Genomic DNA, 12,299 nt, shown 5'->3' on the forward strand with positions numbered 1-12,299 from the left:
ATTAGATTATCATGAAAGAAAAAAGAAAGAATAAAAGGAATAAAATAGAAAAGACAAATAAATTGATAAGCAATTGCAAAACGAACTTAAAGATTGTCTTTAATCTCGACTGTCCATAAAAATTTCTTAATGAGCGATACCAGTAATATCCAATAATTATGATTAAGTAACCAGACCCAATTGCTCCATCCAAATAATTTTCATCCTTCTCCTTATAAATTACAAATAATCCAGTCCAATGGAGCAACATATTCAAAAAAATAGCCAGGAAAATAAGTATAAATACAGTTGAGTAAAAATGTAAAGTAAAAACTACATGATCAGCAAAGTAATATTGATTCTTTCTAGCGTACAAAAGGAACAGTATAAAAGCAAATAGTGGAAGGGAAACAAACAACATTTTAGGAAATTGATGAGCAAATACATCAAAAACCTTATTCATCAGATCTTTACGCGAGGGATATTTCTCCTTTAAAATCAGGTTCTGGCGCTGAAATTTCTGAATAATAAATCCATCTCTTTTTTCTTCCGGCAATTGAAGTTGGGTAGAGTCATATTCTCTCAATGTTGAAAACTGTTTTTCAGCTTTAAAAAAAGCATTCTGAGTTGAGTCCTTTCTTAAATTTTTTAAAGTGGTATCTCCTGATTGCTGATTGGCAGTATCAGCTCTGTTTTTCCCCATATCTACATTCATGTCCAGTTTACTCGGAGCAACCATGAAATAGAACAAAAAGAAAAAGGCCGACGTAAAAATATAAAGTCTGATAGGGTGCAAATAATCCATCCTTCTACCGCTTAAATGCTCCCGGGCCAAAAATCCCGGCTTAAGCAACAGGTACTTCATGGTTCTAAAGAACTTTCCGTCAAAATGAAAAAGATCGAATACAAAATGCGTTAACATATGGCCGAACTTCTCCCGGGGCTCAATATTCTCCTGTCCACAGACATGACAGTACCTCCCATGAACTGTAGCATTACAGTTCAAACATTTCTTTTCTTTTCTTTCAGCTATGCCAGACAATTTTTTCTTTAAAAATACATATTAAACGGTAAGGCCGAAGGTAGTAAATTTGAATAAAGTGCAATTATGAGGGGCTTATTACTGTTTTTATTCTTAACCCAATATTCTCTGGTATCCGGACAGTATTATTACACAGATCTGATTGGATTACAGCAAACTCAAAAAAATTACGAGATTATAAGAAAAAACAGGATTAAAATAATAACAGGTACGGGTACAGCTGCAGAAGGGAATGTTAACATTTTAAGCCGAACAGATATACCTACAGATGGTAAAAAAATAACCAGGACCCTATCTGAAAATAACAGTACCAGGGAACTAGTTAATCAATATTATGAACTGGGCAGGCTTAAAAAAACAGCAATCCAAAAACCAGGATCAGAAACAATCATTGAATACCAATACAATACCAATGGTCTTTTAACTACATTGGTATCTACCACCAAAGACAGTGCAAGCGGTAGCAGCATTGCAGAATTGCATCAGTGGGAATACAGCTCAAGCGGGTCTCCGAAGAAAATGATTAAAAAAACAAGCGGGATGGACTCTGTTACAGTTGAATTTCAGACAGACTCATCCGGTTTGGTATTAGAGGAAACCTGGATTAAAAAAGACAAAAAAATTGAAAAATATTACTTCTATTACACTCCTGACAACCGAATAAGCGATATCGTAAGATTTAACACTACAGCGCAAAAACTACTTCCTGATTTTGTTTTTGAATACAATGAAAAAGGACAGTTGGTCAAAATGATTCAGATAGGATTGAATGGAAGAAATATTACCCATTGGGACTACTCCTATTTCCCAAGTGGGTTAAGGGAATTGGAAATAGCAAAAGATCGCAACAAAAATTTAATCATCAGTACGCAATATCAATTTGAAAAGCACTAATCAATATCCCGTAATTAAGACAGCATTGCTTTCCTATGGCATGTCCGGGAAAGTATTTCATGCCCCGTTTATACATCATCACCCCGGGTTTGAATTAACAGCTGTATGGGAACGCAGTAAAAAGACAGCCATGGATGACTATCCTTCTATTCAGGTAGTTCATCAGCTGGAAGAGATATTGAATAACCAGGAAATTGAGCTGGTTGTAGTAAATACCCCAACTGCTACACATTTTGAATATGCGCAAAAAGCATTGCTTGCAGGAAAGCATGTTATTGTAGAAAAGGCTTTTACTACCTCGGAAAAGGAAGCGGATATACTAATTGAATTAGCAGAAAGGCAGGGAAGAATACTGTCTGTTTATCAGAATAGAAGATGGGATAGTGATTTCCAGACCGTCCAAAAAATAGTCAGTCAGCAATTACTTGGTACTATTCATACAGCTACTATAAGATTTGAAAGATTCAAGGATATTTTAAGTGCCAAACTTCACAAAGAACAACCCGGACCAGGAGCAGGATTGCTGATGGATTTAGGGCCCCATATTATTGATCAGGCGCTGGTTCTATTTGGAATGCCCATGGCTGTAGAAGCTCATATCAGAACACTCAGAACCCATTCAATGGTTGATGATGACTTCCTGATTCATTTACTTTATAATAATTTACGCGTAACCCTAATCAGCAGCTTACTGGTTCCCCACCCAGTAGACGCCTATCTGATTCATGGCAGTAAAGGCAGTTTTATAAAACAGAGGGCCGATATTCAGGAGAGTGCGTTGCTGAAACAAGCGCAACCCTTCACTGATAACTGGGGAATAGAGCCTGAAGCATATGCAGGACGTTTAATTACTAATTACAACGGAACTGAAAATGAAGCCCGTGTAGACAGTATACCAGGCAACTATGGCGAATACTACGAAAATATATTTTCTGCAATTCGCCTCAATGAACCCCTTAAGGTTTCGGGATCAGAAGGGAAAAATGTCATGAAAATTATTGAGGCAGCCATACAGAGCCAGGCAGAAAAGAGGCAGATTATAATCAATCGTTAGCAACCAGTTTAGACTTGTCCCAAGCATTATCCGGCTTGTGTTCAATGAATTTTCTGTCTTCAGCCAGCAATCTTTCCTGCTGTTCTATTTCTTCTTTTACAGACTTTACATAGCTATCGTAATCGTGTCTGTGCTCAGAGAGTTTTTTAAGGGCATTATTATCATGAAGAATAAAATCATTTGCCTTCCTGAGTGAAGTATATTTTCTGAAACCCAATGCAGACAAGATATCTACACCCATGTAAACCGAAGCATGGATAGATTCTCTGTAGATATTATTTATGCCATTGTCTATTAATTCATAGGCATTTAATCTGTTTTTTGCCCTGAAGAAAAGTTTTAAATGAGGATAGTGCTTGGAAACCAGCGCAGACAATTCAATATTTTTTTCCGGAATATCCAGTGCCGATACCAAAATTTTTGCATGTGCTGCTCCTGCTGCATCTAAAATTGCAGTTCGGGTAGCATCCCCGTAGAATACTTTAAAACCCATTTTACGCAGCAAGACTACCTGCTCACTGTTATTATCAAGAATGGTAGCTTCTACCCCATTTGCCCTTAAAAACCTCCCCAGTGTACTTCCAAAATGACCAAATCCTGCAATAATTATTTCATTGTGTTCCTTGGGATCTACTTTATACTCTTTCTCCTCTGCTTTGTTTGAAACAATTCTGCTAGCAATTAATTTTTCATTGATAAATAATAATACGGGAGACATAATCATACTGATGGTAATAACAGCCATGTAAAAATCAAGCATTTCTTTCTCCAGCAGTCCCAACATCCCGATGGATCCCATAAGGATAAATGCAAATTCCCCTATTTGAGATAGCAATAGGGTAAATAAAATGTTCTGCATTAGTACTTTCCTGAAAATCTTACCAACCAGAAATAATACAATTGATTTCAATAACATGAAAAGCAATACGGCTTTAAATATGGCCAATGGCTGATGCACAATCAATCCAAAATTGATGGTAGAACCAACTGCTGTAAAGAACAGGCCCAGCAAAAGCCCTTTAAAAGGTTCTAAATTGCTTTCTAATTCATGCCTGAATTCACTGTTTGCCATTAAAACTCCTGCCAGGAAAGCACCTAATGCCGCACTTACACCAGCCAGATCCATTAACCAGGATACTGCTATTACCAGAAATAAAGCGGAAGCAGTAAACAACTCACGCATATGAACCCTGGCAATTAAATGCAAGAGGGGACTGAAAACAAATCTTCCCAGTAAAATAATACTGGAAACAGCTACTATAATGGTAATGGTTCTATTTTCATCCATCCAGCCAAGCATTCCGGTTCTTGCAACCTTTGTTTGAACTTCACCTATTGCAAGTAAAGGCAGTGCAGCCAATATTGGTATAACAGCAATATCCTGGAACAATAAAACTGCAAATGAAGATTTCCCTGCCTGTGATTTATCAAGATTTTTCTCTTTCAATGTTTGTAAAACAATCGCAGTAGAAGACATAGAGAATGTGAGGGCTAATGCAATTGATGTATTTAGCTCCATCCCTGAACCAAAATAAAAAAATAGAAAAAATAAGATACTGGTGAAAAGCATTTGTAAGCCCCCCATGCCAATAATGCGTCTTCTCATTCTCCAGAATGATTGAGGGTTTAATTCTAATCCAATTAAAAACAACATCATAACAACTCCAAACTCAGCCGCATGCATAATATCTTCCCCTTCAGTTCCAATAAACTCCAGCACAAAGGGTCCAATGATTACCCCTCCAATAATATAGCCTAGTACAGAGCCAATCCCCAGTTTCTTTGCAATGGGAACAAAAACCAATGCAGCTCCCAGAAAAATCATGGCATTTTGTAAAACGGATGCTCCCATTCTGCTGATTTTAATTGATTAAAATTGTCTATCTCTTTGAGCTTATTTAACTCAATTGGTTCATTCATTAAAAAGTGAAGTATTTGCTGATACCAAATCATATTCTCTTCAATTGCGTCTGCACTTAGTTTATTGGCACCTGCAACTATAAAAGGTGGCAAATATTCCATTTTACATAAGTTTGCCGTCTGATCAAATGAATTTAAAAATTCCCTGTGTGTAAACCTGTTTCTACCTTCTTTCTGATACACATGAAAATCCCCTCCTGAGGTAATTACATTCATCACCCACTTACCTTGCAACTGATTACCCCCCGTTCCATACGCCCAACCATATTCCAGAACCAAATCGAGCCATTGCTTCATTAATGGCGGACAGTTGTACCAATAAAAAGGATGTTGCCATACAATTATATCATGCTCCAGCAATAAGGACTGTTCTTTTTCAATATCAATATTAAAATCCGGATACAATTCGTACATATCCCGAAAAGTGATTCCAGAAAGATGCTTTACGCCTTCAGTTAATTTTACATTTACCTTGCTGTCTTCGAATCTGGGATGAAAAAACAACAACAATAGTTTTTTGCTGGTCATAAACAATTTTAGCTGATACTACAATTTACGCAGATTTAGCGGCTTCGCAAACTGACTCAACCCAATTACAGGACCAAGAGCGAGAAAAGGCCAGACCCAAATAAATGTAATCTGCATAAGCAAGTAACCTGTAATCTGAATACTGATTACTGTTATTAGAAAACCAATACTGTTTACGAATGTAATGATACTGCCTCTGGATCCAGGAGGTGCAGACATAGCTACCAGACTTGAAAACATGGGAGAATCTGCCACAACAAAAAAGCCCCAGATAACCAGGTAACCTATAAAAATTGCATTGGAAGCAAAAAAATAAAAAACTGGAAATAACAAACAACAAATACCTGAAATAAGCAAAGCCAGTTTGGCAAGGCTGTCCAACGGGGTTTTTCTGGATAGCAAACCAAATACCGCGCAGGCAAGCGCACCTGTTGCTATTATACAGAAAGAATAAAGGGAAATAGATGCTGAAGTCCAGGAAGTTTTCTGAAAGATGAGCAATGGTATAAACGTCCAGAAAGTATAGAGCTCCCACATATGACCCCAGTAACCAAGTATAGCTTTTCGCAAGGGAACTATCCGCATTAACACTTTAAAATCAGGAAACTGCAGCTTTCCTGCAGGCTTTCTATAAGGACCATCTTTAACCAGTAAATAAAGAGATAATCCCCCAAAAATACATAAGCCTGAACTGGTATAAACCACGAATTCCCATGGAAAGCTGATGGATAAGCTTTTAATAAAATGAGGGAAAGCAGTACCAAGTACCAGCCCTCCTACTAAAAATCCCAAAGATTTACCTAACCCATTTTCGAAATGGTCTGCAGCAATTTTCATTCCAACAGGATATATGCCGGACAGAAAAAAGCCCACAAAGAATCGGGAAATTAAAATTGCGGTTGAACCCATATCATTTGCTGATAATAAAATATTGCATACAGCAGCCCCAATAGAGGATAAGAAAAAAATACGTGAAGGAGAAAAACGATCGGTGATCCCTGACAAGGCAAAAATCAATGTCCCTGAAATAAATCCAATCTGCACTGCGCTAACCAGATAAAGCAGAAAATCTGCCGATAACCCTTTTTCAGTTCCCAGATCCTGCAATACAGCATTACCTGCAAACCAAACTGAGGTGCAGAAGAATTGGGCAATAATAATGATGACTAAATTTCGATTCATAAAACAATATCGAATTTAGTTATTATTTTATCTTAAAAACTTCGCACTGGCCTTACATAACAACGGATTGAGACAGATAAGGAAGCTTGAACACCAACATTAAAATCTTGATACCAAGCAGTAGTTAAAGAAGCGGAATTTTGAGTTGATGTCCAATACCGGGAATTCCTAAAACCAGGCAACTGAGCTTTATTAAGATATATTTTATATAGTTCATCTTTACTGGGCAAATACCAATCAGAATATCCACCGATTGTTTGAGAACTGCATAAATAAGCAGCATAAGAAATATTAGCTCCGGTATATGCACTAATTAGTGCCGTATTTGACCTTCCTGTTCCAATTTCATTACTCGTATTTAAGGAACTAGACAATGCTGTTGACCAAGGGATATTTATAATATTTGCATCACTATTTGCCACAACTAGTCCATGAGTTTCGCCTGAAATATAACCCGGATCAGAGGCTGTTAAAATATAAGCAATTGTTCCTCCATAATATTTTTCTCCAACACTCAAAACAGAGCTTGTTGAAAATTGAACAGGGTCATTATAAGTAGTACCTAAACTGGTTGTAGCATAAGCCCGTACATAATAAGTAGTAGCCAATGTTAAATCAGTCAAATTAGCTGAGAACAATCCAGTTGAAGGATTTGTTGTACTAGACTTAAAATCTGCAATGGTAGGATTAGCTGAAGTACTCCAGCAAAAGCCTTTTTCCAAGATTGGTTCTCCTCCGTCTGTATACAAATTGGCTGAAACCGTTGCCAATGATGCTTTAATTGCACTTACGCTGTTAGTACCAGAAAAAATGGGCAGAACAGATGCAGCAGTAGTAAAACTCAGTTCATTTCCATACTTTATCCCAAGATAATTAGAAGCATAAGATCGAATATAATATGTTGTATTACCTCTTAAGCCATTTATAAGACTAGTATAACTACCGGACCTCCCTAAATCGATTGTTTTTGAATTTAGAATTGTTGGATTAGAGGAAGTATTCCAGCAAATTCCTGCTTTTAAATTAGCACCTTGATCTGAAGATATACTACCACCAGTGATTGCGCTGTATGATGTTATTGAGCTTACAGGTGCAGTAACAGGGATATCGGCAATAACAGATCTTGGAAAAGTTTCGCCGTTACTGTTCATTCCTGATGTACCCAATCCGCCATTTCTATTCAAATATTCGCTTTCTGCAATTACCATCTTTCCGAATCTATTTAAATAAGGAACCGGGGTAGTTCCAGTTCCAAAATAAATCCCTTGATTTTCAGCCAAATAATTTCTTGAATAAGTTTTAAGTTCAGAGGAGAAGGCAATTAGTTCTGCATACCCACCTCCATTATTGGTGTGATGATATAAATTTCTATCAGAGCCAATATTATTCCACCTTGTTTTATCATTTGGAGTCAAGGGAGCAATAGACTGAACCATCAGCGTAGTATTGAATACCGCACTACCAGGGGCAACAGATGAGCCATTCTGCCAATATTTGCCATTTTTTATTGACGTGCTGGCATTAGAAAGATCAATTAAAAGATTGGAGGAAAGATTACTATGCCAATCTCTAATTAAATCAGCAGAATGACCTAAAATAAATCCGTCACCCCCATTTGCAAACTTGTTCACAATTGCAACGTGTCCTGTTATTGTCATTTCAGAAACAAGATTCAGAGAATTATATGCACTTGTGTTTACTTGTCCAAAAAAGCGGATAAATGGTTTAGTATTCTCCAATTCAATATTGCCTGAATTTACAATTCGCGGCTGTTTAGCATTGCTTGCCTGTGTAAGATTTTTGTTATTCCCACTTTGATCATACCAGATTACAACAAATCCATCGTCTGTACCTACAAAAGCTAATAGAGAACTTTTATCCAAATCTCCACCTGCAGTAAAACCAATATCTAGCAACGCATTATCACTACTTCTCCTAACCTGCATACAATACCCTGTATACGCTGAGCTTAGCTTTCTTACCGAATATGCAACAGTTGAATTAACAGTTTCATCTAAACCAGCTAAATCCAATATATTCTGTGCAGCAACTGACAATTGCATTAAGAATCCAAGAATAACCGAAAAAAATATACGATTAACAATCTGCATAAAAACCGATTTACAATTAGTTAATGTTACTAGTAAAAAAAATCAAATTGTATACGATCTCCCACCACAAGATTGTTACCACCATTGTTAGCCGGAATATACGTAACCGTAGCTCCAGAAACGCTATATGCGGTATTACTAATTCGAATACCATTTACAAACATCTTTACTTTACTATTAACTGAAGGTGTTTGACTCAAAGTAAAACTGGTTTGTGATGCACTTGCATTATACTCGTCTGCTACCTCCCTAACAGTAGTTCCAGCTGAACCCCATGAAATGGCACCACTCCCATTAGTAACAAGAACCTGACCAGCTGTACCATCCGTATTAGGATAGGTAATTGTCCCCGCCGTAATGGTTCCACTTGTGGCCACATTTGTAATATTGGCATTTCCTAATTTGATTGTATTTGAGCCATTTCCAATGGCATCGTGACCAATAACAATCTGATTGCTTTGCCCAATGCCATTGACCCTTGAATTTGCCCCAATCAAAATTGAATTAGAAGTTGCGGTATTTAGAGTAGACCCATCAGCAATATATCTACCTGCAAATGCACCTAAAACTGCATTTTCATTTCCGGTAATATTATGATCCAAAGCCCCAACACCTACAGCTGTATTTTGACTCCCTGTAGTATTTTTCTCCAAAGACTGAACTCCCAGGGCCAGATTATATCTGCCCGTTGTATTTTCAAATAAAGAAGTATACCCCAATGCAATATTAACATCACCAGTAGTATTTTTCACCATTGACTGATGTCCAATAGCAACATTGAAGCTTCCGGTTGTGGCGTTTGTTAGAGCATTAGTTCCTATAGCAATACTACCTTCTGCAGCAGTATTATTTAGTAATGCATTATAACCAATCGATACATTATCCGCTCCTGTGGTATTGGAAAATAAAGCATGTGAGCCTAAAGCAATATTATAATTACCGCTCAGGTTGTTTCTTAGGGCATTAAATCCAACCACAGTGTTATCCGAAGCACTTGTAACAGATTTAAAAGCCCCGTACCCAAGAACAGTATTATTAGAAGCATTATTTAGTATACCAGTCTCTTTATGGCCAAGGAGGATACTATTATTAAAATTATCCCCTCCTGACTTGGCATCCGACAACTTATCCAAACTACTTGTAGAACCTGTAGTTGCATATCCTTCAAGTAGAGCAGTAACATTGGCTTTTGTACTAATTAATGATGTATCTACTTTCCAATCTGAAACATCGGCAGAACCATTAAAACCAGTTCCCGCTAAACCATATGAAGCACTTAACCCTTTCAAATTTGCCCCCAATGCAACACCACTAATGGTACTATTTGCCAAATCACCATTCTCTATCTTAGTAGACAAACGTCGGTAGCTACTCAACATATTTGCTGTATCGCTGATATTTAACTTTGATGCAGCAGACCCAGTGGTTGCATAACCTGTCAACAATCCACTCACATTTGCTTTGGTACTGATTACTGATGTATCCACTTTCCAATCTGAAACATCAGCAGAACCATTAAAACCTGTACCTGCTATACCATATGAAGCACTTAACCCTTTTAAATTTGAACCCAATGCAATACCACTAATGGTGCTATTTGCCAAATCACCATTCTCAATCTTAGTAGACAAACGTCGGTAGCCACTCAACATATTCGCTGTATCGCTGATCTTCAACCTGTTCACTAACATATAGGATGTGTCACTACTCCTCAACCGATTGGCCAACATTGTTGTTGTATCGCTACTCTTCAGCCGGTTACTCAGCATACTTGCAGTGTCACTGATATTTAACTTTAATGCAGCAGACCCAGTGGTTGCATAACCTGTCAACAATCCACTCACATTAGCTTTGGTACTAATTACTGATGTATCCACTTTCCAATCTGAAACATCAGCAGAACCATTAAAACCTGTACCTGCTATACCATATGAAGCACTTAACCCTTTTAAATTTGAACCCAATGCAATACCACTAATGGTGCTATTTGCCAAATCACCATTCTCAATTTTAGTAGATAACCGTCTGAAGTTGGACAACATATTTGCGGTATCGGTAATCTTGAGCCGGTTACTCAGCATAACAGCAGTATCGCTTAATTTAAGTCTGCTACTTAGCAATCCTTCCGCATCAGCAATATTAACTTTTAAATCAAGTGCGCTCTGTACAGCTTTACTTACTGGTTTATTTAAATCTGATGTATTATCTACTGCATCTATTCCCAAATTAACTTTGGCATTTAAAACAGTAGAAGCACCAGTACCACCATTAATAATTTTAATAATTCCATTTACGTTTTCGGAATTACCTTTAATATCGCCCGTCACTTTTGCACCACTAACCGATTCTATTTTTATATCCGTAATACTATAATTAGCAACCTTAGATGTCACTATTGCGCTATCTGCAATTTTTGCTGAAGTAACTTTATTATTCCCAATGATTGGATTAGGATAACTACCAGATAAATCACCACCTGCTGTACCAACAGGATTTGCAGTGCCTGCAGAAACCGCATTCAATGCATAGGGTACACTTAACAATTGTGTTGACCCCAGATTAATATAATTGTTTGTTGCCGTTGGATCAATTTCAACTTCCATAAATTTATCCCCTTGCATCCAGGTTACATTGCCCAATGATCCAATTGAACTCATAAAGCCAGGACTTCCCACTTGAATGGCAAAAAGCCCCCAGGAATTGGTTTTTACAGACCTGGTTTCTGAAAACTGAACCGGCCCCTGTGATGATCCTGTTCTGATATTAACCCTTAAATAGATTGTCTGATTCTGTAATGGATTACCGGCAGCATTTCTTGCAACGCCCTGGTAATTGATTAAAACAGGTGCCTGAGAAAATAAGTTTGTGGTTAAAAACAAAAACAGAACAAAACTGAACCCAAAGAATGCCTTTTTATTTAACATGCTGTTTGATTGATATTTTCTTTTAAAACTTACTTGATTTTCAAAACTTTGAATGTGCCTTTCTTAACAACAGAATTGCCTACCCCATTTAGCTGCTGAATAACAATTATATAAGCTCCCTGAGCCAGCTTACTGAAATCCCATCTCTCTGTTCTACCCAAACCAAAGTGATAATAAACTATTTCCTTAACTAACTTTCCCTGAATGTCAAAAATTTCAATCTTAATCTTTCCTGAATTGGTATGCATCAAATTAATCTCCAGAATATCCCTAAATGGATTAGGATAGATTTTAATTTCATCAGGTAGAAATCCGGGGAATGCATTATAAATGGATGCAAAAGAAGTAAAAGATTGAAGAACACCACTTGTTACAACAAGGCTCCCAGCTGATTGTGTTACTATTGATGCTGATTCTCCCAGGCTTAATTCAAACTGGTAATTACCTTGACCTGCGCTGTATTGCCCTGCTACATTAATAGTAGATGGATAGATGGACTGGGCTTCTGCTTTATCCTGAAAAAAGCAGACTAAAAAACTAATGGAAGTAATTTTTTCAATGAAACATTGTGTTTAAACAATAAAAAAATGCAAACACAATGAAGTCTGTTTAAAACTTAAATTGCCCGCAATGCGGGCAATTTAGTATGATATTTCACATAAGAA

Annotated in this window: 9 protein-coding genes; 2 read left to right on the forward strand and 7 right to left on the reverse strand. The window is 37.1% G+C overall.

Going from position 1 to position 12,299, the window contains the following annotated elements; translation table 11 throughout:
- Nucleotide 1: 1 nt before the first annotated feature.
- On the reverse strand, nucleotides 2–901 hold the full coding sequence (locus P767_RS0105930) for a DUF3667 domain-containing protein (RefSeq protein ID WP_026763792.1): 900 nt from the start codon (nucleotides 899–901) through the stop codon (nucleotides 2–4).
- Nucleotides 902–1,087: 186 nt separating this feature from the next.
- On the opposite strand from P767_RS0105930, the gene P767_RS0105935 reads away from it, so the two are divergent.
- Together P767_RS0105935 and P767_RS0105940 are read left to right on the forward strand one after the other, a co-directional pair.
- A complete protein-coding gene (locus P767_RS0105935) occupies nucleotides 1,088–1,915 on the forward strand; it encodes an RHS repeat domain-containing protein (RefSeq protein WP_026763793.1) in 828 nt (275 codons plus the stop codon).
- On the forward strand, nucleotides 1,902–2,969 hold the full coding sequence (locus tag P767_RS0105940) for a Gfo/Idh/MocA family oxidoreductase (protein WP_245586844.1): 1,068 nt from the start codon (nucleotides 1,902–1,904) through the stop codon (nucleotides 2,967–2,969). The genes P767_RS0105935 and P767_RS0105940 overlap by 14 nt, the downstream gene beginning before the upstream one ends.
- On the opposite strand, the gene P767_RS0105945 is transcribed toward P767_RS0105940, so the two are convergent.
- Genes P767_RS0105945 through P767_RS19050 form a run of 6 tightly spaced genes read right to left on the reverse strand, consistent with a single transcriptional unit; the run spans nucleotide 2,959 to nucleotide 12,194 of the window.
- Nucleotides 2,959–4,821, reverse strand: coding sequence for a monovalent cation:proton antiporter-2 (CPA2) family protein (locus P767_RS0105945; RefSeq protein ID WP_026763795.1), 1,863 nt, complete (start codon nucleotides 4,819–4,821; stop codon nucleotides 2,959–2,961). The two genes, P767_RS0105940 and P767_RS0105945, sit on opposite strands and share 11 nt — an antisense overlap.
- A complete protein-coding gene (locus P767_RS0105950) occupies nucleotides 4,791–5,417 on the reverse strand; it encodes an NAD(P)H-dependent oxidoreductase (RefSeq protein WP_037351656.1) in 627 nt (208 codons plus the stop codon). Before P767_RS0105950 ends, P767_RS0105945 begins: the two co-directional genes overlap by 31 nt.
- A gap of 18 nt (nucleotides 5,418–5,435) precedes the next feature.
- Complete coding sequence (locus P767_RS0105955; protein ID WP_026763797.1) at nucleotides 5,436–6,599, reverse strand: MFS transporter; 1,164 nt, start codon at nucleotides 6,597–6,599, stop codon at nucleotides 5,436–5,438.
- Between the two features lie 32 nt (nucleotides 6,600–6,631).
- Nucleotides 6,632–8,710, reverse strand: coding sequence for an Lcl C-terminal domain-containing protein (locus tag P767_RS0105960; protein ID WP_026763798.1), 2,079 nt, complete (start codon nucleotides 8,708–8,710; stop codon nucleotides 6,632–6,634).
- Nucleotides 8,711–8,739: 29 nt separating this feature from the next.
- Entirely contained in the window at nucleotides 8,740–11,634 is a 2,895-nt protein-coding gene (locus P767_RS17550; RefSeq protein WP_026763799.1) for a beta strand repeat-containing protein, read from the reverse strand.
- A gap of 29 nt (nucleotides 11,635–11,663) precedes the next feature.
- The gene (locus tag P767_RS19050) at nucleotides 11,664–12,194 is read right to left on the reverse strand and encodes a T9SS type A sorting domain-containing protein (protein ID WP_084799835.1); all 531 of its coding nucleotides are present in this window, start codon (nucleotides 12,192–12,194) and stop codon (nucleotides 11,664–11,666) included.
- Between the last annotated feature and the right edge of the window lie 105 nt (nucleotides 12,195–12,299).

This window comes from Sediminibacterium salmoneum NBRC 103935 (assembly GCF_000511175.1).
Lineage (GTDB): Bacteria > Bacteroidota > Bacteroidia > Chitinophagales > Chitinophagaceae > Sediminibacterium > Sediminibacterium salmoneum.

What these genes read in the sequence shown, in the direction of transcription:
- P767_RS0105945 (WP_026763795.1), bottom strand. Translation starts at nt 4,821, where the DNA reads ATGGGAGCATCCGTTTTACAAAATGCCATGATTTTTCTGGGAGCTGCA.
- P767_RS0105930 (WP_026763792.1), bottom strand. Translation starts at nt 901, where the DNA reads ATGTTAACGCATTTTGTATTCGATCTTTTTCATTTTGACGGAAAGTTC.
- P767_RS17550 (WP_026763799.1), bottom strand. Translation starts at nt 11,634, where the DNA reads ATGTTAAATAAAAAGGCATTCTTTGGGTTCAGTTTTGTTCTGTTTTTG.
- P767_RS0105960 (WP_026763798.1), bottom strand. Translation starts at nt 8,710, where the DNA reads ATGCAGATTGTTAATCGTATATTTTTTTCGGTTATTCTTGGATTCTTA.
- P767_RS0105950 (WP_037351656.1), bottom strand. Translation starts at nt 5,417, where the DNA reads ATGACCAGCAAAAAACTATTGTTGTTGTTTTTTCATCCCAGATTCGAA.
- P767_RS0105955 (WP_026763797.1), bottom strand. Translation starts at nt 6,599, where the DNA reads ATGAATCGAAATTTAGTCATCATTATTATTGCCCAATTCTTCTGCACC.
- P767_RS0105935 (WP_026763793.1), top strand. Translation starts at nt 1,088, where the DNA reads ATGAGGGGCTTATTACTGTTTTTATTCTTAACCCAATATTCTCTGGTA.